We start from the raw sequence: 24,450 nt of genomic DNA, 5'->3' as shown, positions 1-24,450 counted from the left end.
AATTTATAGAATGTGTAAGAAACTTGTTGCACAAGTTTCAAATAATAAAAAAGGAAGTGGCTCTTGATGAAATTATTAGGTAAGTTCTTAATGCCGTTGACAATGATGTTATTTGCTTTTGTTGTTTGCAGCAGCATTGTACAAGCAGTTGTAATGCCTGAGAAAACGGAGCCCGCACATAATCAGGAATTAATAAAAATTCCATACAAGGTCTATAATGATGGACCAGAGTCAGCATTGATTAAAAATGTTACAGAGAGCATTGATAATGTAAATCCAATAACAATGAATCAAGAGATACTTGAAAATAAAATTTACAAAGTTATTTTGGGAACTCTAGAAAGCGACCCCTCACAGTATATTTTTGCAGTATACAACAGTCAACTCGACGGCTCAGATAAGAGCGAAACAATTATTTATCACCTACCTAAAAATATGGGGAAGGTTGATATGATCGGTGCTGGTGGGGGTAACAGAATATTTTTACAAAACCAAGCTTATGAATACGTTTTTGAACTAGACCTCTATTCCAACGAGGGTGGAAGTATTCAACCTGATGAAGTACGTAAATTATAGTGGTCTATGATCACACAAACCACTTTTTAACAAAATCTTTAACGTTCCTCCCATTTCCGTTAACATTCCACGGTTACAGTAAAAAGGTGCATGTACCTTTAAAGTGGAGGGATTACCATGATGAAGCAATGGAAGAACGGCATGACTGCTGTACTGGCAGCGCTGCTGCTGATTTCCGTATGGGGGAACGGAGCTGGAATCGCTTCTGCGGAAGAAGTCAGCGCATCGTCGGATCAGACCATTACGATTGTCCATACGAACGACATTCACTCCCGGGTCGAGGAGTCGGACAGCCAGATCGGATATGCCAAGCTGTCTACGATTATTAAGCAAATGCGGGAAGCCAATCCTAATACAGTAGTATTGGATGCAGGCGACACCTTTCATGGCCAAACCATCGCTAATCTTGTTCGGGGCGAAAGCATAGTGAGGCTGCTGAATGAGGTTGGCTATGATGCGATGGCACCGGGCAATCATGATTTTAATTTTGGCAGCGACCGCTTGCAGGAACTCGCTGGATTGGCCGAATTCCCTGTACTTGCGGCGAATGTGTACCGTACTGATGGAACACGGCTTTTGGAGCCTTATATCTTCGTAAATGTTGGAGATGCCAGAATTGCTATCTTCGGACTGGCTACTCCGGAGACAGTGTACAAAACCCATCCGGACAATGTCAGCGGTCTTACTTTCGCAAATCCGGTTGAAGAAGCGAGAAAAGTAGTCGGTGAGCTGGAAGGCCAGGCTGATATTGTGATTGCGCTCGCTCACCTCGGCTTGGATGAGTCCAGTGAAGATACGAGCCGGAAGCTGGCACAAGAGGTTGGCGGAATCGACGTCATTATTGATGGTCACAGCCATACCACGCTTGAAAATGGTCTTACAGTTGGCGATACACTCATCGCCCAAACTGGTGAGTACAGCTACAATGTAGGAGTTGTAGAAATTGCGCTCGCTGACGGCGAAGTTGTATCGAAGCAGGCTTCCCTTATGACACGGGCAGAGGTGGAGAACGTGGAGCCTGACCACAATGTGCTGTCGATTATTGAGGAGGTAAAGACTTCCCAGGAGGAAGTCTTATCCGAGGTGATTGGATCGACGGCGGTTTTTCTTGACGGGGAACGTGAAAACGTGCGTACCGGCGAGACTAATCTTGGCAATCTGATTACGGATGCCATGCTTGATGAAACGGGCGCAGATATTGCGCTGACGAATGGAGGAGGCATTCGCGCTTCAATTGCCGCAGGGGATATTACGAAGGGGGACGTCATTACCGTCCTTCCGTTCGGCAACTATATCCAGACGAAGAAAGTGACCGGCGCTGAGCTGGTAGAGGCACTTGAGCACGGAGTCGGCTCTTATCCTGATTCGCTTGGCGCGTTCCCGCATGTGTCCGGAATGACGTTCAAAATCGATGAGAATCAGCCGAAAGGCAGCCGTGTCCATTCCGCAATCATTCAAGGCCAGCCGCTTGATCTCAATCAGACCTACCTGCTGGCAACCAATGATTTTCTAGCCGCGGGCGGAGATGATTACACGGCGTTTCAACCGCAGCCGCTGGAGGGAGACTTCTCATCCCTGGAGGAATCCGTCATTCGTTATGTGCAAAGCAAAGGAACGGTGGACGTGAAAAGCGAGGGGCGTATCACGGTGGCTGCAAAGCCTGGCGCTCTAACTCCTCCTGTCAGCGAAACGCCAGCACCAACACCAACGCCGCCTGCAACTGAAACGCCGGAGCAGCCGGAAGCGCCAGCTCAGCCGGAGCCAACTGAAGAAGCCTGGGCACCCGTTCAACCCGAGCCACCTGTTCAACCGGAGACTGGAGGAGAGTCCGGGAACGCAGCTCAAGTCTACGTTGTACAGTCTGGCGACAACCTCAGCAAAATCGCCCGGATGTTCAACACGACCTGGCAAACGCTGCAAAGATTAAACCATTTACACAACCCTCACTTGATCTTTCCCGGGCAGCAAATTGTTTTGCCGTAAGCCCAATTAATGATAAAAGTCTGCTTTATCCTTGCAATATGTTGAATATTTCTCGAAAACACAACCCACGCCTGTTGATTTTATTTTTTTATATCTGCTTGGAAAGTCAGCCTGAATACTGGGCTGATTTTTTTCAAACACAAATTTGGTCCAAATATATTGATTTGTCTTTACATAATAGTTCATTCCATTTGCCAGCTCTTTATAGGAATCAGAGGTTCACTTCATCTACTCGGTGGTAAGAAATGTGAACTACCCACCACTTAATGCTAACGCATTTGAACTGGGGGCTTCCTGTGATGAAAACCAGGAATTTCTTGCGAAGAAGATTGGTCTTTACGTTTCCACCTCGTCCTTACGGACTAGGCGACCCTTATTCTTCGTGGATGGCTCACACATCCATTATCCCTCACCGATTCAATCAGTTTGGGAGTACCTTGTTCTTTCAGATATAGTCGCATGATGTTTAAGGAACCGTTAATATCAGCATTCACAAGGGTTCCCGTATTCGAGCAGAACAATCCTCGCTTTAGGCGGCGTTTTCGGTTGTAGGTGTATCGGTTGATCGGCTCTAGGTCCAAGGCGCTGATACCACTTGTGTAACGCTCTTGTTGATCAACCTTTTTTATCCCGCGTATGTTAACCTTATACTTGATCATTTTGGCTAAACGTTGGACGGGAACTTGAACAAACGTCTTCGCTTGATTCGTTTGTTTGATTCCCTTCATATCACCCATGATAATGGTCCCTACATCGTATTGTTTGGCTAGCTTGACGATATATCGGCTCGCTTGATGTAAGGCATTAGTAATGAAATGATCTCGCTTCATCCGTAGACGTTGGATGCGTTTGGTGGATTTGAATGCTTGATGACCAACTTGCTTCATCTGAATGCTTTGACATCTGGCGATTTCTTTGTTGACATACCCGTTCATCGCTTTTAAAGATTTGCCACAGATCACATAGTTATCTGTATGGTGAGAGAATGTAATCGCTGCCAGATTGTCTAAGCCTAGATCAATCGCCATTACATGGGGAGAGGTTTTCGGCTTCGCTTCATCTATTTTATAGATGATCAGGAAGACCCATTGCTTTTTTCTTGGACAAAACTGAATCCTGATCTGCTGAATCCATGCATCGTGAGGAAGGGAAAATGATGTTGGGATTTCCACTTTTAGACTCTTAACCTCAAACTTCGTTTGCATCGTCTTGGATAAGGAGAGGTGGAGCTGCTTGTCTCTCCGACGAATCGCCAGATTCGTGAAAATGATTTCGTTTTTTCGCTTCAGTATATGTTTATTTCGGTGGTGCAGGCTTCCCTCTGTATTTGCTTGGATGCGCTTTGTAATCCTGCTGAGCTTTGAAGTAGCTCTTCCAGTTTTGTTCCACCATTTTTAGACATTGTTGATACGTATGAGAATGAAGATAGGCGTTATGCCAATTCGATTTAGTTCTTTTTCCAACGTAACATAGCTTTTGTATTCCTTCTCTCTGCATTCATAATTAGCAATGTTGTACAGCTTGGTTGTGTGAAAGGATAGTTCTTCGATGATGGACATTTGTTGATCTTCTAGTTTTGGGTAGTATTTGGCTACAAGTCTCATTCATGTTCACCTCCTTTTTATAGGAATGTATGTTCCCCTTATTTTGCCATATTTCTATTGTATCTGAAAGCAAAAAAGCGATTCATCTCCCGCCTAAAGTTCCACTTTTGAGGAAGGAGTCGCTTAATATGATAAATTCAAAGCTTCACGCCACTGGAAAAAGGATGTATGCAAAAATGCTGAAAAGAGAGTGATCGGATATGAAGCTTACTTTTCTCGGGACCGGGGCTGCCGAAGGCATCCCCTCCCCCTTTTGTGATTGCCCGACATGTGAGTATGCAAGAGCCCACGGCGGCCGGAATATCCGCAAGCGGCAAAGCGTTCTGCTCAACAATGATCTTCTCATCGACCTGGGGCCGGATATTTTCGCTTCCTGTGCGCAGTTGAGCCTTTCCTTGTGTGAGGTGAACCAATTGCTTGTTACCCATAGTCACTCGGATCATTTTGAACCGACCAATTTGATGCTGCGGGCTAAAGCTTACCGCTTATCTACTGAGCTGCCCGAGATGACAGTGGTGGCGGGTCCGTCAGTGTGGGCTTTATGGGATGCATCCGGAGGCAGCGACCAGCAGGCCGGAATTAAGCGGCGGCCTATTTTACCGAATCGGGCTGTACAGGTAGGCGGCTACTCCGTTCGCTCGCTAGAGGCTGCCCATCACTCAAGTATCGGTGACGCGATGAATTATGTGATTGATGACGGGACGGCGACCTTGCTGTATGCCTCAGACAGCGGCTTATATTCGGATGAGACATGGCAGCAGCTGGAGGGGCTTCAGCTCGATGCAGTCGTACTGGAGGGGACGATCTGGTCCCGGCCGCCCGGTAAAGAGCACCTGAACGAAGATGACTTTCGTTCCATGCTGGAACGTATGCGTGAGATCGGTGCGGTTACGGAGAGAACCGTCGTAATCGCGACTCATTTTTCCCATCAGGGATCGGCTCCTCATGAAGAACAGGATGAGAGGGTGAGAAAACTGGGAGGGATATGTGCTTATGATGGTTTGACAGTGGCGTTTTAAAAAACGCTGCCCAGCAGACTTTCCTTTTTTCTATGCTTGCAAAATTCAGGTCAGATCAGTCTTTAGAGTTATGATATTCGCAACTACCCGCAATCTAGCTGATTGCGGTGTTTTTTTATTTGCACTAATTCTATTTACGGCTGTTATGAGAGCGTGGCAATCGCTCTTCCGTCCAAATACACACCCGCTTAGGGCCGGAATTACGCGCTTGTCTCCATTCCGTTCATCTGGGAAGAGAGGCAGGTGGTTAAAACATCCTGTCGTATAACGTGTCCCGCTTGAAGGCAGCCGGCCGACTAACAAACAAGTTGAGAGAGTGCACAACAGCTTGAAAGATTAAGCTATTCACCTCTACTGGGGTTCCATTACACTGAATGTGAGCGTTTTTTTAACTACGAAATGGAGGGTTTGCATTGATCAACTCACATCGTAAGACCATAGCCGGTTTAACGGCCGTATTGGCCATTTCCTCGATACTGGCGGCTTGTTCGGGAAGTCCTGCCGAAGAGCCGCAAGGCACGCAGTCCCAAGAGCCGGAACTGTCCGGCAATCCGGCCGAACAAAGTCCGGAAGGGAAGTACGATCCGCCTATTACCGTTACCATGGTTCGCGATATGCCGGGCTCCCTGACCTTCCCCCCGGGGGATTCGCTGGACAGCAATGTCATGACGAGGCTGTTGGAAGAAACCTATGGCATTAAAGTCGTCAATCAGTGGGTGACGGACGGGTCCGCTTATTACGACAAGCTGAATCTGTCCATCGCTTCCGGCGATCTGCCCGATATATTCCGGGTTTCGCCGACCCAACTGAAACAGTTGGCCGACGCCGGGATGATAGCTGATCTGACAGAGGCATATGAGCGGAACATCGCTCCGTTAACCGACGAATTGTTGCGGACCGATAACGGGGTGGGGCTGGCCTCGGCTACGCTTGACGGCAAGCTGATGGCTCTGCCCTATGTGAATGCGGCTACAGAAGGCTCCCAAATGATATGGCTGCGCAAAGATTGGCTGGATAACCTCGGCTTGCCGGAACCGGAGACGATGGAGGATATTTTCCGTATTTCGAAAGCGTTCACATTTGACGATCCCGACCAGAACGGCAGGGATGATACGTACGGCTTCGGATTTCATTCCAATATATTCGGCGGCTTCGGGGGCATGACCGGATTTTTCAACAGCTATCACGCCTACAAAGATACGTGGATCCAAGATCCGGCCGGAGGAGGCGGACTGGTTCAGGGCAATATACAGCCGGAAATGAAAGAAGCTTTGGCTGCCCTTCAAGAGCTGTACAAGAACGGGGAAATCGACCGGGAGTTCTCCGTCAAAACCGCCGAGCAGCTGTTGCAGGATATTGTATCGGGAAAAATCGGAATGTTCTTCGGAGGCTTTGCGGAGCCGCTTAATAAATTGAACCGTGCGGTTACGAATGATCCTGCACAAGTATGGGAGATGTACCCGCTTCCCTCTATCGACGGCAAACCGGCCAGGCCGCAGGTGACTGCCATGCCGGGACATTATTGGGTAGTCAACAAGAACAGCGAGAATCCCGGCGCCGTCTTTAAAATGCTGAACTTGTTCGTGGAGAAAAATTTCGGTGAAACGGCAGAATTTAAATACATGTATGACGGTGAGTATGCGGTCTATCAATATCAGGATGTCCGCACATTCGGCGCCGTCAAGAACCTCCAGCATCATCTGGCCATCCGGGAAGCTCTAGAAAACGGCAACGAGGAGAATCTTAATCCGGAGGGGCTCGGTTATCTGGATCAGGTCAAGCAGTATCAGGCCGGAGATCCGTCGATGTGGCGTTATGCCAAAATTTTCGGTCCCGACGGTTCATTGAAGGTGATTGACCAGTACGTAAGAGAAGACAGACTCCTGTATGACGAATATTACGGGATTCCTTCCGAGCTGATGGTAGACCGCAAAAGCATCCTGGCGGATTTGACCAGTGAGACGTTTACTAAAATCCTGCTTGGCGAATCGATAGATTTGTTTGACAAATACGTGGAGGATTGGAACCGGCTTGGGGGCAGTGAGCTTACTGAGGAAGTGAATGGGTGGTACGCCGGTCTGAACTAATGGATTGTTATCCGAATTAAAGGGGGGGACTCCGATGCGGAGCTTGCGCAAATCATCAATGTATTCCCGGTGGCCTCTGCATTTGATGCTGCTTCCCGGATTCATTATTCTATTCATCTATCAATATGTTCCAATTGTTGGGGTAAGCCTGGCCTTTCAAAATTTCGTGCCCTCGCTAGGTTTGCTGGGGTCGAAATGGGTGGGGTGGGACAACTTCAGCTACATGATGGCTCTGCCTAATCTGTACAGGGTGGTTTGGAATACGATATATATTTCCGTGCTTAAGGTGATTGCCGGTCTCGTCTTTCCGATTCTGATCGCGATTCTGCTTAATGAAATTAGAATTCAACTGGTCAAGCGGAGTATACAGACGTTGATTTATTTGCCGCATTTTCTGTCGTGGATCATCTTGGGGGGCATCCTGATTGATGTGCTGTCCCCCTCCTCGGGGATCGTTAATGCCATGCTCGGATGGGTCGGCATAGAGCCGGTTTTTTTCCTCGGCGAAGCCAAAATTTTCCCCTATGTACTGGTGGGTACGGATTTATGGAAGGATTTCGGATTCAGCACCATCGTATATCTTGCAGCCATTTCGAGCATCAATCCGAATCTTTACGAGGCCGCGGTTGTCGACGGCGCCAACCGGTTGAGGCAGATCTGGCATATTACGCTTCCCGGAATGACCCCGGTTATTATTCTGCTGGCAACGCTAAGTCTGGGCCAAATTCTCAATGCGGGATTTGACCAAGTGTTTAACCTGTATAATCCGTCCGTATACGAGACCGGGGATATTATCGACACACTGGTGTACCGGATGGGAATTCAGCAGGCCAAATATTCACTGGCGACCGCGGTCGGGCTTTTCAAATCCGTAGTGTCCTTCCTGCTGATCTCGCTGTCTTATTTTCTCGCTTACCGTCTGGCCAATTACCGCATTTTCTAGAAAGGAGGAAGCAGGATTGATTCAGGATACTACATGGCCATCGAGATTGTTCACCTTGTTCAACTATGCGTTTCTCCTCTTCCTGGCTCTGTCCTGTATATTGCCGCTGGTGCATATTCTGGCCATCTCGTTCAGCTCGGACAATGCCGTCGCGGCCGGCCAGGTCAAATTGTGGCCGGTGCAATTTACGACGGAGGCTTATAGAGTTGTCCTTAACAAGATCGAATTTCTCAGATCCATGGGAGTTACTCTGCAGCGAGTCGTCCTTGGGGTTTCGCTTAATATGCTGCTGGCCGTTCTGATGGCCTACCCCCTGTCCAAAGAAGCGCGGGTATTCCCGATGCGCACCTTTTATGCTTGGGCGGTCGTCTTCACCATGCTGTTTCACGGAGGTCTGGTCCCGACTTTCATGACGGTCAGGGCAACGGGGATTCTCGATACGGTCTGGGCGCTGGTTCTTCCGGGAGCCGTTCCGGTGTTTAACGTGCTGCTGCTGCTTAATTTTTTCCGCGGACTGCCCAAGGAGCTGGAGGAAGCGGCCATGATGGACGGGGCCGGACATTTCACCACCCTTTTCAAAATCTATTTGCCGCTGTCGCTGCCCGCTCTTGCCACAATCGGTCTGTTCAGCATTGTCGGCCACTGGAATGCTTGGTTTGACGGTATGCTGTATATGAACTCTCCGGTGAATTATCCGCTGCAAACGTATTTGCGGACCATAGTGATTGATCTGGACTTAAGCTCATTAAGCGGAACGGGGGACACCTTGAAGGAATATGACCAAGTGTCGGCCAGAACCGTCCGGGCCGCTCAGATCTTTCTTGGAGCTCTTCCGGTTCTGCTTGTTTACCCTTTTCTGCAGAAGTACTTTACCAAAGGCATTGTTCTGGGAAGTGTGAAAGAGTAGCCGGATAAGCGGGAGAGTCTGTCCGCAGCGGAATGGTTGGGAGGTGAGAGGCATGCTGCTGCGCCCATGGAACAAGTTTAAACAAATAAGTATCTACTTGAAGCTGGTGATTGCTTTTCTAGCCGTTCTGCTTCCGGTCTATATTCTTGGTCTGATCGTGAACCATTACGCGGAGAATAACGTGAAAGAGAAGATTGACGAGTCGATGCAATCCCGTGTACATTTCTATATCCGCCAGCTGGACAACGAGTTCAGCCGGATCGCCAGGATGCAGGAGGAGTTTGTCAACGACCGTGACGTCCGCCTGTTGGCCAGCGGCGGGGGAATGTACAGTGATTTCGATTGGCGCAATGCCGTTCTGGGGCTTCGGGACAGTCTGATTACCGTCCGCAATTCCAACGCCTACGTGAGAAAGGCCAGTATTTATCTGCCGCTGGTGGGCCGGGTTATCACGTCGGATAATGCCTACGAGCCGCTTCCCGATCAAGAATATGAGGCCCTGAAAAGCTCCAGCCACCGGCTTACGAATCCGTTCGTTTATGACGGGGAGCGGCTGTTTCTCAGCTTTCCCTACTCTAATCAGGCGCTTATTAACGGCAGGGAGCCTTTATTTTTGGTCAGTGCGGAAATAGCTGGCGAGGAGATCGGTGAAGTGCTGGACAGTTTAATGATTGACGGCAGCGGCGGGGCGATGCTGGTGGACCGGGAATTAAACTGGGTGCTGCAGGGCAAGCAGGGAGAACGGCTGTTAACGGCCCCCATGCTGGATCACTTGAAAGCGCTCAGAGAAGAGACACCGACCGGTCCGGCAATGGAGGAGAGAAAGCCGGATGTCCAGTTTCAGACTATCCGGGTGGAGGGGAACTCCTACTGGGTCTATGTGGAAGAATCGCCTGACCTGGGGTACTCCCTACTCATGTATATGCCGGAAGCCGAAATGCTCGGTTCGCTTAAGCAGTACCGGATTTGGTTCTGGGCCTTGTCCGTCAGCTCTCTGCTTGTCGTCGTCCTGTTCTCCTATTGGATATACCTGCAGATCCATCAGCCTCTAAGGAGGCTGATTCAAGCTTTCCGCAGAATGGAGAACGGAATGCTTCATGAGGAAGTAAGCTACAACCGTTCGGATGAATTCGGCTATCTATACCGGCAGTTCAATCATACGGCGGGCCGAATCCAAGAGCTGGTCCATGAAGTCTATGAGCAGCGCTACCGGGCTAATCTGGCAGAACTCCGGCAGCTGCAATCCCAGATCAATCCGCATTTTCTGTACAATAACTTTTTCATTCTTTACCGGATGGCCAAGAATGAGGAGAACGACAACATTGCCCGGTTTGCATCGTATTTGGGCAGCTACTTTCAATTTATAACAAGAACTCATAAAGCGAAGATCCGTCTGGAGGAGGAGGTTTTATTTGCCCGTACGTATATTGACATCCAGTCTTTTCAACATGAAGGCAGGATTGAGGCGGTCTGCGGGGAGCTGCCTGCGGAGTATGCGGGGCTGGAAGTGCCCAAGCTGATCCTGCAGCCGATTATAGAGAATGCATACCAGCATGGCCTGCGCAATAAGATAAGCGGCGGCCGGCTCGAAGTGCGGTTCGAACCGCATCAGGGAGGACTGGTCATCATCGTCGATGACAACGGGGAAGAAATGCCGGAGATTGCTTATGCCAGGCTCCAGCGAAGATTGGGGGCCAAGGGGTGGGAAGACGCGGAGACGACCGGCCTGGTTAATGTTCACCGCCGGCTCTATCTGGAGTACGGAAGTGAAGCGGGGGTGGAGTTTCTCCGCCGTCCCGGAGGAGGCAACCGGATTGTATTGTCCATTCCTGCTGCAGCCGCAGGGAATAAACCGCCAGAACTCGCAACAGGGGGTGAATGAGATGTACCATTTGTTGATCGTTGATGATGTTCCGAAAATTGTGAACGGATTGTATGAGCAGTTTTTGGAATGGGGAGACATTGAGCTTGAAATTTATCGCGCCTATTCAGCCGTTGAAGCTATGAGCATCATCCGTACGGTCAAAATGGATATTGTCCTGACGGATATTCATATGCCGGGGATGAGCGGCTTGGAACTGCAGGAGCAGCTGTTGGAAATTTGGCCCCGCTGCAAAATTATTTTTCTTACAGGCTACGGCGATTTTGACTATATTCAATCAGCGATGAGGCGGGGCGGAGTTGATTATATTCTAAAAGTTGAAGGCGACGAACCGATATTTGAAGCCGTTGGCAAGGCTATCGCTCAGCTGCGCGATGAGTGGGAGGCGGAGCAGGTGATTTCCCGTGCACGGCAGCAAGCCAGGGAAGCGCTGCCTCTGCAGCAGAAAGAACTGTTTACGGAACTTCTGGAGGGTGAGCTCGAGTTAAGCGACATCTCTCAGGACAGGTTGCAGGCCCTGGATATTCCGTTGACCTTATCGCAGAACGTGCTGTTGGTTGCCGGCCGCATCGATTCGTGGAAGGAACAGACCGTCAGTTCTTACGATAAATATGTATTCGCATATGGAGTGCAAAATATTGCCGCAGAATATTTGGTCCCGCTTTCCGTAATCTCCTTCAGCCTGCGCCGCTCGGAGCTGGTGTGGTTAATTCAGCCTGCGGCTGCGGAAGGAAAGACGGAGGAAGAGAGATGGCGGTTGTGCGAAATGGTTGTCCGCGATACGCTGCCGGATATTCAATCCACCTGTGCTGAGCTGCTCGGCCTGCAGCTATCTTTCTCCTTGAGCAGCGGCGCATCGTCCTGGGATGAGCTGGGCAGCCAATATCTGAAGCTGCAGAGGCTACTCAGCCAGGGATTGGGGCGGGGCCGGGAGGTGCTGCTGTTCGAGCCGCGGCGGCCTGCAGCCGTTCACACGGACCCCAATATGCCGCCGAAATCGAACATGCAGGAGAAGGGCGCCATGCTGGCCAAGAAGATCCGGCAGCTGGAATGGCATCTGGACAGCGGACAGAAACCGGAGTTTACCGCTATGTTCGATGAGGTGCTCTTGGAATGGTCACGGCTGTCGGCGCAGGAAGGATGCCGGCCGCTGCTGGCGGAAATCCGCCTTACGCTCAGTTCCATGTTCTTGTCCCATCTGAACCGCTGGGATTTGTTCGCCGAGGTGGCTGACCGCGGGCTGGCCGAACCGCTGCTGAACGGGACGGAGCTTAGGACATGGGAGGAAATGGAAGAGTATTTCATCAGGCTTGCGGAGCTGCTGTTCTCGCTGAAAACTCATGAGCAGAAGGACAGAATCAGACAGATCGTCCATGCGGTTAATCAATACGTGGAGCAGCATCTGACCGAGCCGCTATCCCTGGATTTGTTGGCGGAGCATGTTTATTTGCATCCGACCTATCTGTCGAGGCTATACAAGCAAGCCACCGGAATGAGGCTGTCCTACTGGATCAAAGATCAGCGCCTGCAGCGGGCCAAGGAGCTGTTGGCCAACCCCCGTTACAAAGTCCATGAAGTGGCGGCGGCCGTCGGTTTTGAATCGTCGCATTATTTTGCAAGGGTATTCAAGAAGGAAACCCAATTGACGCCGCAGGAGTACCGGAACCGGATCATGGAGCTTCAGAACAGCTGAGTAACGGTAGGTCCATGGGGAAAATCACTACTATAAAGAGGGAATCGAGGAGGAGAAGATTTGATGACAGCGGTTAAAGGCAAGGTTCAAGAGAAGGGGACGGATTGGAAGGCATCTTGGATTTGGGGAGGCTCCGAGGAGAGTCCGCGGAATGAATGGCGCTGCTTCCGTACAACGTTCGATGTCCCGGCGGAGGGGTGGAGTGCCGCCCGGTTCTCGATTACGGCCGATTCGCGTTATGTGCTGTTTATCAACGGAACGAGGGTGGGACGGGGGCCTGTCCGTTCCTGGCCGCAGGAGCTGGCTTATGATTCGTACGATGTTCGGCCCTGGCTAAGGAAAGGACAGACCAATACGGCAGCGGTGCTGGTCATGCATTTTGGAATCTCCACCTTTTCCTATATCCGCGGAAGGGGGGGATTGCTGGCGCAGCTTGACTGGTCCGTACAAGGAAGCGAAGGGGCAGGGGAAGAAAGCGGGAGCCTTATCACCGACGGAAATTGGAGGACGTCGATTCATGCCGGTCACAATCCCCGGGCACCCCGCCTTTCCCTGCAGCAGGCTTTTACCGAGTGGGTGGACGCTGCGCAATGGGATGAGGATTGGACAACCGCGGAATACGAAGAGGGAGCCGCCTGGGAACAAGCAGCGGTAATCGGCCCCGCAGGAATGCAGCCGTGGCCAACCTTGAAGCCTAGAGACATCCCCCACTTGACGGAGGAGACCATATATCCGGTCCGGGTGGAAGCAATGAGCAGGGTAACGCCGTTGGAGTGGACCGTCTATTTGGATGCGCGTTCGATCATGGATCCGGCCAGCGAGAAGCACGGCAACTCCATCATGTATGCCGGATATATCGCTACGCAGCTGCGAATGTCCGGCGACAGCAAGATCACCCTCGGATTCGCCTATACGGCCCCTGTGCTGCAAGCGCTCTGGATTGATGGCAGCCGCTATCCCAAATCGCAATGGCGGGGAATCGGCCAGGACCGTTATCTGGACGTAGAACTGACCGCCGGCGGCCATCTGGTTCTGTTCGAACTTGCCGGGTACGATCATGGAAGAGGTCTGTTTGTCGGGATAGACTCCGCCGTGCCCTTCGAGGTCGTTTCTCCCCTGGCAGGGGAGGCGGGACGGCATACGGCTTTTGCCGCGATAGGGCCGTTTGAATGCTTCGAATACATCGATCATCAGACCACGCCTGAACAAGAACGGCAAAAGAAAACCGTTCAAGCTTGTGCCGACTTTAGCGGGCAGACTCCGGACCTGGATCCTGCCGGTATGGAACGGTATGAGCAGTTCCGTGAAACGGGGAAGGCGAAGAGCGTGGAAGAACTGCATGCCCGGGGAAGTCTGCTGCGTGCGGCGTCCCCCCTGCACGTCTGCCCGGAATCGGTCTATACGCTCACTTTATGGAAGAAAAAGCAGGTTCCGCTGTCCGTTCCGGCACAGATGCAGCAGATGGTGACAGCTAACTCCGCAGCGGCAGAGATTCCCGTGTATGAGGCTCAGGATACGGAGCTGATTATCGATTTCGGTAAAGAATGGTCCGGCTATGTGGAGTTTGAATTGGAGGCTGCCGCAGGGACAGTCATTGATCTTTTTTGCGTGGAATATATCCGTGACGGTAATGTGCACTATACCCATTACCTTGACAATTCGCTTCGTTATATTTGCCGGGAAGGAAAGCAGAGGTTTGCTTCCAATGTACGCAGGGGGTTTCGATACGGAATCATGACGGTCCGCAATGCCGGCAGACCGGTTCAAATGTATGAAATAACCGTACGCCAGAGTAATTTCCCGCTGGCGGAAGTCGGGCAGTTTCAATGCTCGGATGCGGTGCTCAACGATATTTGGGAAATGAGTCGGCACACAACCCGGTTGTGCATGGAGGATACCTTCGTCGATTGCCCCGCCTATGAGCAGACTTTCTGGGTCGGGGACAGCCGCAACGAGGCATTGATCGGTTATTACTTGTTCGGAGCCGAGCCGCTTGTCAAGCGGTGTCTCGATCTGGTGCCGGGTTCGGCCTTCCAGACGCCCCTATATGCGGATCAGGTGCCAAGCGGCTGGAACAGTGTCATTCCGAACTGGACCTTCTTTTGGGCCGAGGCCTGCTGCGAATACGTTCACCGCACCGGAGATACCGGGTATGCCCGCTCCATATGGCCGCATGTCCGCTATACGCTGGAGCATTATTTGGAGCGGCTCGATGAGCGCGGACTGCTGGCGATGAAGGCTTGGAATTTCCTCGATTGGGCTCCGATGGACCAGCCGCGAAGCGGCGTGGTAAGCCATCAGAACATGTTTTTGGTCAAGGCTCTCCGCAGCGCTGCCCTGCTTGCCGAACTGGCCGGGCAGGCGGAAGAGGGAGATGGTTTTCTGGACCATGCCGAGAGACTGAAACAGGCCATCGGGCAGCATCTGTGGTCAGAGGAGCGAAAGGCATATTTGGATTGTATTCATGAAGATGGGCGCCGATCCGACATTTTCAGCATGCAGACCCAGGTGGCCGCTTATTTGTGCGGAATTGCGGACGGCGGCCGGAAGCAGCAGTTGGAGGCCTACCTGGCTTCCCCGCCGGAGTCCTTCGTTCAAATCGGATCTCCGTTCATGTCCTTCTTCTATTATGAAGCCCTTGTGCAAAAAGGGGATGTGGAGCGGCTCGTTGACGATATCCGCAAGCAATACGGCAGTCTGCTCCGCTACGGGGCTACGACCTGCTGGGAAACGTATCCGAGCACGAGCGACGTCAATCCTTATCCGAATCAGCTGACGCGGAGTCATTGCCATGCCTGGTCGGCCGCCCCTGGTTATTTCCTCGGCTCACAAGTGCTCGGCGTTGCCGGCAGCGGGCTCGGGTGGACGGATGTTGTCGTGCAGCCCAAGCCGTGCGGGATGGAGTGGGCGCGCGGGAGTGTGCCGCTTCCCCATGAAGGACGCATCGACGTGGCCTGGACGGTACGGCAGGACGGGACGATGCTGCTGCAGGCCTGGGCACCGGCAGGCGTGAACGTGACGCTCCGGCTTCCGGAGGGAATGGATGGAGAGACCGAGCTGGTTCGATTAGGCTGAGGCCGGTTATTGTCATCCCATTCGATGACAATAGTGAAGCGGGCTGTCCCTCCCGGAAGGTCATCCAGCATAGGACCTTAGGTTAGGGACAGCCCTTTCCTCATACAGCCGGGGAAAAGATAAAAATCAAAGGCTGTTACTTAGAAATGTTATGTTAAGTGAGCCAAGTAAAGCAATCTATGGAGAGGTGTATACATGGTACGGAATTTATGGGACAACGCTAAAGCTTCCGGGCTGCAAAACGGCTTGGATGAGCTGGTTTACCGCTCCAACCTGATCGGGGCTAAGGTAGTTGCTTCTTATCCTTATCCGTAATGCGGATGCTATTGAAGGATGTGTTGATCCTTACCCGAATCCGGCCCTGCAGGGGAAGGATTGATACTCGGCATTCCGCCTCCCAGAGGACTAAGCTCTGCGAAATACTTCTCCTGCTCTTCGGGGGAAATATAACCGAGATCTACACCGATCGCTCTGGAAATGAAGGGATCAAGCGTACATAGGTCGCTCTTGGCGACTTCGGACACACTTGTCCGGCCCAGGGAATAGCAAACCAATTCCATTTCGCGAACGGTGGCGTTCAGGAAGTTGGCTAAGGACAGGGCCCCTTTATCCGGGTCAAGCTGATCGGTCATTTTGGCATTGTACACGACAAGACTTGTTGGCGGTTCAAAGGGCAGTGATTTGGTCATCTGGTCGCTGACCAGTGCCATGATCGCAGCTGTGCCCATGTAAACGGCATCCGCTCCCAGTGCCATAGCCTTCAGGCAGTCGCCGGACGTAATCAGCCCTCCTGTTGCGATCAAGCTTACCTCTTCGCGTGCTCCCTTTTGTGCCAAATATTTGGCTGCTCTGGCTGTGGCAAACAGAGTAGGCAGACCAACATCATCTTCGAGGATGGGGGCAGCCGCATGGGTACCGCCTTCCGCGCCATCGATTGTCAGAAAATCAACTCCCGCCTCCAAAGCAATTTGCAGCTCCTTTTCCAAAAAATGAGTAGCTGCCAGTTTAAGGCCAACCGGCACTCCGGTTTCCTCCTTCAATTCCCGGACCAGCGCTGCGAACTGCTCCTTCGTATCCACTCCCGGCAGGCGGGAGTGAATAAGCGCATCATCTCCTTCGGCAAGGCCATATACTTCCCGGAATTCCGCTCCGATATTTTTAGCTGAGGTTCTTTGCGGACTTGAGCCTTGAGCTCCTTGTCCCAACTGAATCTCAATCGCATCCAGCCGTTTGTATTTATCCGGAGTGTTCAGCCAGCCGCCGCGGTTATACTGTCCAATCAGAAGGGAAGCTGCCTCCCGTTCTTCTTCAAGAAGCCCGGCCTCCCCTGTATTAGTGGCTGTTCCGGCTCGTGTAGCCGCCTGGGCGAGCGCGATCTTGGCCGTTTTACTGAGCGCCCCTCCGAAGGACATCGCCGCTATCATAATAGGGATAGAAAGGCTTAAGGGCTTGCGGGCATTTCGGCCGATTGTGACAGATGTGTTGATCCGCACATCTTCGGGGGTAGGAAAGCGAAACAGGTGAACGGGATTGAACAACAGCTTTTCCCAGGGTGAAAAGCGCATATGGCTTCCCAATGGCCTGGCTGGAGGCAAGCCGCTCTTAGATCTCATCATAATCTCAGCCAGTTGAATCGGCCCTACCTTTTTGGAGGAGGGGATCATCTCAAACAAGTTTTCTGTGTATTGATCCCGGGCTACTCTTTCTATTGCTTTATCAACGGTTTCGTTAACGATGCTTCTGATTATATTGCTCATCCATTTATACATCTAACTTCCTCCGTAATCTCCCTATTCTCGAGTTTCTATTTGACCCTCAAGCTCCTGAATCTGTTGGGCCAGAGAGAGGCATAACTGCTTGATTTCCCCAAGCTGGCGGGCGCCGCTCTGTTCTTCAACCGCAATCTGGTTCAGTCGGTCATCCCCGGCATTCGTCAAGTCTTGGAAATGTTTCGTTTCAAGCGTGCCTAATGTCCCGGCAATCGTTTGGATCCGGTTAAGTTCATGGCGGATTGTTTCCAGGGTACCACTCATTTGTTTATCTTGGTGGTTAGAGCTCATTATTGTTCTATCCTTTCCATCGTTAGTTAGTTTTTGGAACAGATTATATTTTCCATGGTTATTTTAGGTATTAACCCCAATAATTATTCGGGAAGTTCGCGGGTGGATTTGAACAATAGTCTGGTGATTAATTGGTGATTTATTGGTCATTAATCGGTGAATGCTCCATCACAAAGCGACTGGAATTGTTTGTAATGTTGGTCAAGATGTAACGCATATATTTTTCCATAATATAAAAAATGTGAAAGGCGCTGGTCAGATGTCGGAGCAATACCGCGTTTATGCACCGTTTATCGGTCCTTTCGATCCCTGTCCGCCAATTAAATTAAAATACTACAGTACTCCTCCCCAGCTATTTTTAGGTTTTCAGCCGCAAAACTTGCCGCAATTCTCCCCCTATGAGGCATTGGCGAAGGGAACGCTATGGCCCGCCCTGTTTAGCCCGTATGAGCCGAAAAATAGTTAATAAGGAGTTTTGCCGATGACTAAGCAATTGGATGCTGATTATTACAAGCTGCTTCATGCCCTGCAGGCTGTCGATTTTGTGCTTGTGGAACTGAATCTGTACTTGGATACGCATCCCAACGACTCGAAGGCCATTGAACAGTATAACACCTTTGCCAAAAAGCGGAAGGAACTGGTTCAGCAGTACGAAACAGCCTACGGTCCCCTTATGCACTTTGGGCACAGTTATTCCAGACATCCGTGGGAGTGGAAGGAGGCGCCATGGCCATGGCAAGTATAGAGAAATCAGGAGGACTCTACCATGTGGGTTTATGAAAAGAAACTGCAGTACCCCGTGCGCGTCAGCAAGTGCGACCCAAGGATGGCCAGATATTTGATCGAGCAGTACGGAGGGGCAGATGGTGAATTGGCGGCAGCTCTACGCTATTTAAATCAGCGCTATACTATTCCGGATAAAGTAATAGGCTTACTAACCGACATAGGCACAGAAGAATTTGCTCACCTGGAAATGATTGCAACCATGGTTTACAAGCTGACCAAGGATGCGACTGTGGAGCAGCTGAAGGAAGCCGGATTGGGTGACCATTATGCCAATCACGATAAAGCGTTATTTTACAATAATGCGGCTGGTGTTCCATGGACTGCCGCATATATTCAAGCGAAGGGTGATCCTATAGCTGATCTGTATGAGGACATTGCCGCTGAGGAGAAAGCAAGGGCGACTTACCAGTGGCTGATTGACATGACGGATGATGTCGATTTGCAGGACAGCTTGAAGTTTTTGAGGGAGCGTGAGGTGGTGCATTCCCAGCGGTTCCGGGAAGCTGTGGAGATCTTGAAGGCAGAGCAGGGAAAAAAGACTTTTTATTGAGCAAGGGATGAGGCTGCGGGGACGATGTTCCGGCGGCTTTTTGTTCCCTAGAAACCAGTGGGCTCTGTCCTTTCTCAAGCTTGGACATGCCTTAATGGTAGTTATGAAATTGCAGGAATAAAATGTGGCCCATCTGGAAACGCTACTTTTGAAAAATATGGAATAGGAGGATAATTTCATGACTAGCTTACTAATGAAAATTATTGCTTGCCCGTTAGGCTTGGCTTGCTTGTTGCCTCATGGCTGTTTCCCAATGTAGATTTTGGATCCTTTTACCAGCTTATTGTTGTAGGATTGATATTGGCTCTCGTAGGGGTGCTCATGGAATATCTGCTGCTTAGAAAAGGAACGTTGTGGATCAGCACGATTTTGGATTTTGCGGTTTCGGTGCTCATCCTGTATTCAATAGCCAATCTATTTGCCGGGACGACGATTACGTTTACTGGAGCTGTACTGACCGGGATTCTGCTAGGTGTTATAGAATATTTCACGCATCTGTGGCTGATCAAAAGCGGAAGAACGCAAAAATCTCCGGCGTAGAGGACCCGTCGATTGATCTTGTAGAGCTTAATGGAAATCGTTCCGTAGAAACGAAGGACGAGCCGTTTATAATCCCCAACTAAGATTAACGAATAAGGAAGGAAAAGAGTATGCCGTTAAATGTCGCTCAAAAACTGATCAAGTCCCATCTGGTATCCGGTGAGATGATCCCCGGCAAGGAAATCGGGTTGACCATCGACCAGACCTTAACCCAGGACGCAACCGGAACTATGGTTATGCTGGAGCTGGAAGCGATGAACCTGGACCGTGCCCGAACGGAAGTTTCCGCCCAGTATGTCGATCATAACATTATTCAGGAAGACAGCAAAAATCCGGATGACCATTTGTTTCTGGAGAGTGCGGCCAGGAGATTCGGGTTGTATTTCAGCCGTCCCGGAAACGGCGTGAGCCATCCGGTGCATATGCAGCGACTGGCCAAGCCGGGCAAGACGCTGCTCGGCTCGGACAGCCATACCTGTGCGAACGGCTGCATGGGCATGCTGGCTATGGGAGCAGGCGGGATCGATGTTGCCCTGGCCATTGCCGGAGAGCCCTTCTATGTGAAGATGCCGAAAATATGGGGGATTCGCTTGACTGGCGAGCTCCCGGATTGGGTCAGCGCCAAAGACATCATCCTCGAATTGCTTCGCCGGTATGACGTTAAGGGAGGCATAGGAAAAGTTATCGAGTATTACGGCCCGGGGCTTGACAGCCTAAGCGCTATGGACCGCCATGTCATTGCCAATATGGGGGCAGAGCTGGGGGCTACTGGCAGCGTCTTTCCGTCCGATGAAGAGATTCGCCGTTTTCTCAAAAGTCAGGGAAGGGAAGAGGACTGGATAGAGCTGACAGCGGATCCGGGCGCAGAATACGATCTTCATGAGGAAATCAATTTGTCGGAGCTTGTTCCTCTGATTGCGAAGCCTTCAAGTCCCGGTAATGTCGTGCCGGTCAGTGAGACTGCCGGTGAGAAGATCTACCAGTCCTATGTGGGCTCATCGGCCAACCCCGGCTTTCGTGACTTTGCCATAGCCGCCGAGATTGTCAAGGGGCGCAAGGTGGCGGATGGGGTTTCCTTCGACATCAACCCGACCTCCCGGCAAATGCTGACAGACCTGGCGAAGGAGGGGCATATAGCCAACCTTTTATCGGCAGGAGCCAGGCTGCATCAGGCAGGCTGCAACGGTTGCATCGGAATGGGCCAGGCGCCTGCTACCGGCCGCAACAGCCTGCGTACAACTCCGCGTAATTTTCCGGGCCGATCCGGAACGCGGGAGGATAGCGTGTTTCTGTGCAGTCCGGAAACGGCGGCAGCTTCAGCCTTAACCGGCAAAATCACGGATCCCCGGACACTGGACATGGCCTATCCGATCGTGAAGGAGCCGGATCGCCCGACTATGGATGCTGATATGCTGCAGGAGCCGCTGCCTGTGGAAAAAGCAAGGGAAGTGGAGCTGGTCAAAGGGCCGAATATTGCTTCCATCCCCGAAATGGCCAGTCTTCCTGATGAGCTGGACTTGCCTATCTTATTGAAGATGGGGGACAACATCTCCACGGATGAAATTCTTGCCGGGGGTGCCCGGGTTTTGCCCTACCGCAGCAATCTCCCGGAGATTAGCAAATTCACCTTTGAAATCATTGACGAGCATTATTACGACCGTGCCATGATTATCCGCAGCCAAGGAGGACATGCCGTCATCGCCGGCTATAACTATGGACAAGGCTCAAGCCGGGAACATGCTGCGTTAGCTCCCCGCTACCTCGGCTTGCAAGTGGCCTTGGCCAAAGATTTTGCGCGGATTCATTGGCAGAATCTTGTCAATTTCGGTGTGCTGCCGCTTACCTTCGCAGACGCTGCGGATTATGACAAGCTTGCTCAAGGTGATCGGATTGAGCTGTCTAATCTGAGGGAGCAGATTAAGCAGGGGAACCAGGTTACGGCCGCTATCCGTGGAAAAGGCTATGAGCTGAAGCTGACTCACTCTCTATCCGAAAGACAGGTAAATATCATGTTGGAAGGCGGATTAATCAACTGGGTGAAGAGCCGCCGCCAAATGCTGACTATTTAAACCCGGGCTATTATCGGATGAAAGGAGCTTGTTGCACGTGGATCGCAATCAAATCTGCAAAGCCTGTGACGGAACAGGCCTGCTGGCCGATGATGAGAATTGGCAGTACAGCTGTACGGTTTGCGGCGGAGACGGTGTATTGCTGTTAGGAGAAAGTCCGGAGCGCAGCGCATTTTTCTCCGTCGATGAGAACAATCGCACGATGGAGTAAGCAGCAGATGTTTTTTGCTGAGCTAGGAGCAGCCGATGGGAAGTAAACATCGGCTGCTTTTTTTGCGGTTTGGCGAGCCGCATGGAGGATCAAGCAGCGGCTGTTTTAATATTTTGTTTCTACTGGCCCGTCAGGCAATCCTATTGAGGCGGCGTGGTCTATTTGGGACCAGGAAATTTCACAAAGTTATTGGAACTTAGCGCGAGTTATTGTAAGCGAAAAACCGCATACAAAGAGCCTGCGGCAGCGCGTACGGGCGGAAATGTATGCGAAAACAAACATGATCTATCGTTCACAACTCCAGCATGAAAATAGCCAAGGTTGGCGAGGCTCGTTGAGGCTCGCGAGATTCGCGAGATTCGCGGGGTTTGCAAGGTTCGCAAGGTTCGCAAGGTTCGCAAGGTTCGCGGGCTTGTTGCCTGCGTTTTGGGTGGAATAACAAAGTTTGTGAAAGAGGGCCCGCAGCCTGCGTTTTGAGTGGAATAATGTAAAAATGTCTGTGATTGAAGGCGCGCCTGCATTTTGTACGATATGTCGTACAAATGCATGGGGTTGAAGAGCAAATACCGGAGGTTTGTATGAAACGTCGTACAAATCCAGGGGATTGAAGGGCAATTACCCAAGATTTGTATGACAAATCGTACAAATGCAGGGGCTTGAAGTGCGATTAACGGAGATTTGTATGACGAATCGTACAAATGCAACAAATGCAGGGGTTTCAGGAGCTGCAGCCAGTGTTTCATACGAAATTTCATGCGGGGCGTTTTATTTTCACAGAAATATCGTATACAAAGAGACCGCGGGGGCATGCCCGGCCCGGAATAGGCACTAGCAGACCGCAACCAGACCAAATTAAGGAAAAATTCCTTTCCAACTAGGCGATCGATTCATCATCATGGAAACCTGTATTAAAAATTTACATAACTTAAATATTATTTGGGCCCAAATTTGTTCAAGCTTATTTAACAATTTGTATGGATCGGCCAGCAGCTAATAAGAACGGATAAAAGCTGATAAAACAACGATTTATTGATTTTTTAAACCAATTCTCCTTACACTTACTCTTGTTTCAAATTAATCTTTACAATAACTTTAAGAAAAAAAATTTGACTTTTTTGGGGAAAAGGTGCTAATATTATAATGAAATTTGGCCCAAATAAAGACTGGATTTGTGCAAAGAATGCTGAAATAGGTTAATCTAGAAGGGAACTCTTAAAATAGCGTTTTGCATTAATACGCTTATCAGCGAGTTGGAATTGCGCAATAATGCAAAGCAGCAAAGCTGCGAAAGCTGAAAAACTGCAAAAGCCGCAAAGCCGCAACCCGCGAAGCTGTTAAGAGGAACTTTTTTAGATAAGGAGGATGGGAATGCCAACTTTAAAAGAAATTGCACAGCATGCTGGGGTTTCCATTTCGACAGTTTCCCGTGTTCTCAACAATGACCTGAGCCGCCATTTCAGCGAGGAAACGAAGGTGAAAATTAGAAACGCAGCAAAAGAGCTGGGGTACGACCCAAGTGATTCAGTCAAATCTGCAGGCAGGAGAAGCACATCCTCTCCAGAGACCAAGCAGCGGAAAATCGGCTGCATTGTTGCCGTGCCGCAGAACAAATACAACCACCCCTATTTCTCCCCTATATTAGAGGGGATTGAGCAGCAGCTTGACGAGTTGGGGCACCGCTTAACCTTTGTCAGTACGGTCAAGGAGCTCCAGGGGGAAGAGGAGATGCGCAGGCGAATCCGGGAATCCGGATTGGATGGCTTTATTATTGTAGAGGGCATCGCTCCGGAAATGTACCAAAGCATCAAGGAGATGGTTCCGGCCGTGGTAGGCATAGATATTTCGGATTTGACCGTGCCCGTTGTTTCTTATGATCGGGTGCAGGCGGCAAAGTCAGCGGTCCGCCATTTGATCAGCCAAGGCCATCAGCGAATTGCATTTATTGGAGGCACAGGACTTACCGGTGATTTGGACAGGGAGAAGCGATACCGCGGTTACCGCTATGCCTTGCAGGAGGCTGGCCTTGAAGTGGATGCCCGATTAGTCGTTAATGCGGGGTGGGACGTGGACGTTAGCTATGCGCGCATGGCGGATTTGCTCGCTGGTCAGGAGATTGAGCTTCCAACGGCCGTATTTGCGGCAAGCGATATGCTGGCAATCTCCGCGATGAGGGCGGTTACGGAGCAAGGATTGAGAATTCCGGAGGATATTGCATTTGTCGGTCTGGACAATATTGAACTGTCGCAGTACACATCACCTCCGCTGTCCACGATCCATATCCCGAAGAGCGAGATAGGGAGGATGGCAGCCAAAATTCTGATCGATGAGCTGGAAGGAAAACATCCGCTGCCATTTAAAGCATTCATGCCCTTTCAACTGCTGATCCGGGCTTCATCCGAATTTACCAGAACTAATGGGGAGTGAGCTGTGATATGCTTCCCCTGCCGTGGTATATGACTCGGCTC

General features: G+C 50.7%; 20 protein-coding genes. 16 read left to right on the top strand and 4 right to left on the bottom strand.

Annotated elements, in window-relative coordinates; genetic code table 11:
* Positions 1-66: 66 nt before the first annotated feature.
* Complete coding sequence (locus tag PSHG_RS22420) at positions 67-576, top strand: hypothetical protein (protein WP_010278075.1); 510 nt, start codon at positions 67-69, stop codon at positions 574-576.
* A gap of 120 nt (positions 577-696) precedes the next feature.
* Entirely contained in the window at positions 697-2,559 is a 1,863-nt protein-coding gene (locus PSHG_RS22415) for a 5'-nucleotidase C-terminal domain-containing protein (RefSeq protein WP_026021558.1), read from the top strand.
* Positions 2,560-2,921: 362 nt separating this feature from the next.
* Here PSHG_RS22415 and PSHG_RS28680 read toward each other — a convergent pair whose 3' ends face one another.
* Positions 2,922-3,848 (bottom strand): RNA-guided endonuclease InsQ/TnpB family protein, encoded by a 927-nt coding sequence (locus tag PSHG_RS28680; protein WP_262362392.1) that lies wholly within the window; start codon positions 3,846-3,848, stop codon positions 2,922-2,924.
* Positions 3,849-3,953: 105 nt separating this feature from the next.
* A complete protein-coding gene (locus tag PSHG_RS31265; RefSeq protein WP_010278067.1) occupies positions 3,954-4,163 on the bottom strand; it encodes a hypothetical protein in 210 nt (69 codons plus the stop codon).
* Positions 4,164-4,363: 200 nt separating this feature from the next.
* Between PSHG_RS31265 and PSHG_RS22405 the strand changes: the two genes are divergently transcribed.
* From PSHG_RS22405 to PSHG_RS22375, 7 genes are all read left to right on the top strand, one after another.
* Entirely contained in the window at positions 4,364-5,182 is an 819-nt protein-coding gene (locus PSHG_RS22405) for an MBL fold metallo-hydrolase (RefSeq protein WP_010278064.1), read from the top strand.
* 413 nt (positions 5,183-5,595) lie between these two features.
* A complete protein-coding gene (locus PSHG_RS22400; RefSeq protein ID WP_010278061.1) occupies positions 5,596-7,269 on the top strand; it encodes an extracellular solute-binding protein in 1,674 nt (557 codons plus the stop codon).
* A 34-nt stretch (positions 7,270-7,303) separates the two neighbouring features.
* Positions 7,304-8,212, top strand: a complete 909-nt coding sequence (locus PSHG_RS22395) for an ABC transporter permease (protein WP_010278058.1) — start codon at positions 7,304-7,306, stop codon at positions 8,210-8,212.
* 16 nt (positions 8,213-8,228) lie between these two features.
* On the top strand, positions 8,229-9,119 hold the full coding sequence (locus PSHG_RS22390; protein WP_010278055.1) for a carbohydrate ABC transporter permease: 891 nt from the start codon (positions 8,229-8,231) through the stop codon (positions 9,117-9,119).
* 52 nt (positions 9,120-9,171) lie between these two features.
* On the top strand, positions 9,172-11,001 hold the full coding sequence (locus PSHG_RS22385) for a sensor histidine kinase (RefSeq protein ID WP_010278054.1): 1,830 nt from the start codon (positions 9,172-9,174) through the stop codon (positions 10,999-11,001).
* 1 nt (position 11,002) lies between these two features.
* The gene (locus PSHG_RS22380) at positions 11,003-12,694 is read left to right on the top strand and encodes a helix-turn-helix domain-containing protein (protein WP_010278052.1); all 1,692 of its coding nucleotides are present in this window, start codon (positions 11,003-11,005) and stop codon (positions 12,692-12,694) included.
* 63 nt (positions 12,695-12,757) lie between these two features.
* Positions 12,758-15,769, top strand: a complete 3,012-nt coding sequence (locus tag PSHG_RS22375; RefSeq protein WP_010278050.1) for a family 78 glycoside hydrolase catalytic domain — start codon at positions 12,758-12,760, stop codon at positions 15,767-15,769.
* 323 nt (positions 15,770-16,092) lie between these two features.
* On the opposite strand, the gene PSHG_RS22365 is transcribed toward PSHG_RS22375, so the two are convergent.
* Together PSHG_RS22365 and PSHG_RS22360 are read right to left on the bottom strand one after the other, a co-directional pair.
* On the bottom strand, positions 16,093-17,538 hold the full coding sequence (locus tag PSHG_RS22365; protein ID WP_010278046.1) for an FMN-binding glutamate synthase family protein: 1,446 nt from the start codon (positions 17,536-17,538) through the stop codon (positions 16,093-16,095).
* A gap of 21 nt (positions 17,539-17,559) precedes the next feature.
* Positions 17,560-17,829 (bottom strand): hypothetical protein, encoded by a 270-nt coding sequence (locus tag PSHG_RS22360; protein WP_010278044.1) that lies wholly within the window; start codon positions 17,827-17,829, stop codon positions 17,560-17,562.
* A 259-nt stretch (positions 17,830-18,088) separates the two neighbouring features.
* Here PSHG_RS22360 and PSHG_RS30125 point away from each other — a divergent pair, with 259 nt between their 5' ends.
* The 7 genes from PSHG_RS30125 (at position 18,089) to PSHG_RS22330 (ending at position 24,409) form a co-directional block, all read left to right on the top strand.
* A complete protein-coding gene (locus tag PSHG_RS30125) occupies positions 18,089-18,295 on the top strand; it encodes a spore coat associated protein CotJA (RefSeq protein ID WP_010278042.1) in 207 nt (68 codons plus the stop codon).
* A gap of 15 nt (positions 18,296-18,310) precedes the next feature.
* Positions 18,311-18,574 carry a spore coat protein CotJB gene (locus PSHG_RS22355; protein ID WP_010278040.1) on the top strand — a complete coding sequence of 88 codons (264 nt, stop codon included), beginning with the start codon at positions 18,311-18,313 and terminating at the stop codon, positions 18,572-18,574.
* Between the two features lie 21 nt (positions 18,575-18,595).
* Complete coding sequence (locus PSHG_RS22350) at positions 18,596-19,165, top strand: manganese catalase family protein (protein WP_010278038.1); 570 nt, start codon at positions 18,596-18,598, stop codon at positions 19,163-19,165.
* Positions 19,166-19,486: 321 nt separating this feature from the next.
* Positions 19,487-19,705: a DUF2512 family protein gene (locus PSHG_RS28675; RefSeq protein ID WP_328285602.1), complete on the top strand. Its 219-nt coding sequence runs from the start codon at positions 19,487-19,489 to the stop codon at positions 19,703-19,705.
* Between the two features lie 110 nt (positions 19,706-19,815).
* Complete coding sequence (locus tag PSHG_RS22340; protein ID WP_010278030.1) at positions 19,816-21,774, top strand: aconitate hydratase; 1,959 nt, start codon at positions 19,816-19,818, stop codon at positions 21,772-21,774.
* Between the two features lie 37 nt (positions 21,775-21,811).
* Positions 21,812-21,985, top strand: coding sequence for a hypothetical protein (locus PSHG_RS31065; protein WP_010278027.1), 174 nt, complete (start codon positions 21,812-21,814; stop codon positions 21,983-21,985).
* Between the two features lie 1,368 nt (positions 21,986-23,353).
* The gene (locus PSHG_RS22330; RefSeq protein WP_010278023.1) at positions 23,354-24,409 is read left to right on the top strand and encodes a LacI family DNA-binding transcriptional regulator; all 1,056 of its coding nucleotides are present in this window, start codon (positions 23,354-23,356) and stop codon (positions 24,407-24,409) included.
* The last annotated feature ends 41 nt before the right edge of the window (positions 24,410-24,450 follow it).

This window comes from Paenibacillus senegalensis JC66 (genome assembly GCF_000285515.1).
GTDB classification, from domain to species: domain Bacteria; phylum Bacillota; class Bacilli; order Paenibacillales; family NBRC-103111; genus Paenibacillus_L; species Paenibacillus_L senegalensis.
Note: the sequence above shows the minus strand (reverse complement) of the source record. Positions and strands in the feature narration are given on the sequence as shown.

Excerpts from the sequence above, each read along its gene's own strand:
- PSHG_RS22420 (WP_010278075.1), top strand. The coding sequence starts at position 67 with ATGAAATTATTAGGTAAGTTCTTAATGCCGTTGACAATGATGTTATTT.
- PSHG_RS22415 (WP_026021558.1), top strand. The coding sequence starts at position 697 with ATGAAGCAATGGAAGAACGGCATGACTGCTGTACTGGCAGCGCTGCTG.
- PSHG_RS31265 (WP_010278067.1), bottom strand. The coding sequence starts at position 4,163 with ATGAGACTTGTAGCCAAATACTACCCAAAACTAGAAGATCAACAAATG.
- PSHG_RS22405 (WP_010278064.1), top strand. The coding sequence starts at position 4,364 with ATGAAGCTTACTTTTCTCGGGACCGGGGCTGCCGAAGGCATCCCCTCC.
- PSHG_RS22395 (WP_010278058.1), top strand. The coding sequence starts at position 7,304 with ATGCGGAGCTTGCGCAAATCATCAATGTATTCCCGGTGGCCTCTGCAT.
- PSHG_RS22385 (WP_010278054.1), top strand. The coding sequence starts at position 9,172 with ATGCTGCTGCGCCCATGGAACAAGTTTAAACAAATAAGTATCTACTTG.
- PSHG_RS22380 (WP_010278052.1), top strand. The coding sequence starts at position 11,003 with ATGTACCATTTGTTGATCGTTGATGATGTTCCGAAAATTGTGAACGGA.
- PSHG_RS22375 (WP_010278050.1), top strand. The coding sequence starts at position 12,758 with ATGACAGCGGTTAAAGGCAAGGTTCAAGAGAAGGGGACGGATTGGAAG.
- PSHG_RS22365 (WP_010278046.1), bottom strand. The coding sequence starts at position 17,538 with ATGTATAAATGGATGAGCAATATAATCAGAAGCATCGTTAACGAAACC.
- PSHG_RS22360 (WP_010278044.1), bottom strand. The coding sequence starts at position 17,829 with ATGAGCTCTAACCACCAAGATAAACAAATGAGTGGTACCCTGGAAACA.
- PSHG_RS30125 (WP_010278042.1), top strand. The coding sequence starts at position 18,089 with ATGTCGGAGCAATACCGCGTTTATGCACCGTTTATCGGTCCTTTCGAT.
- PSHG_RS22355 (WP_010278040.1), top strand. The coding sequence starts at position 18,311 with ATGACTAAGCAATTGGATGCTGATTATTACAAGCTGCTTCATGCCCTG.
- PSHG_RS22350 (WP_010278038.1), top strand. The coding sequence starts at position 18,596 with ATGTGGGTTTATGAAAAGAAACTGCAGTACCCCGTGCGCGTCAGCAAG.
- PSHG_RS28675 (WP_328285602.1), top strand. The coding sequence starts at position 19,487 with ATGGAATATCTGCTGCTTAGAAAAGGAACGTTGTGGATCAGCACGATT.
- PSHG_RS22340 (WP_010278030.1), top strand. The coding sequence starts at position 19,816 with ATGCCGTTAAATGTCGCTCAAAAACTGATCAAGTCCCATCTGGTATCC.
- PSHG_RS22330 (WP_010278023.1), top strand. The coding sequence starts at position 23,354 with ATGCCAACTTTAAAAGAAATTGCACAGCATGCTGGGGTTTCCATTTCG.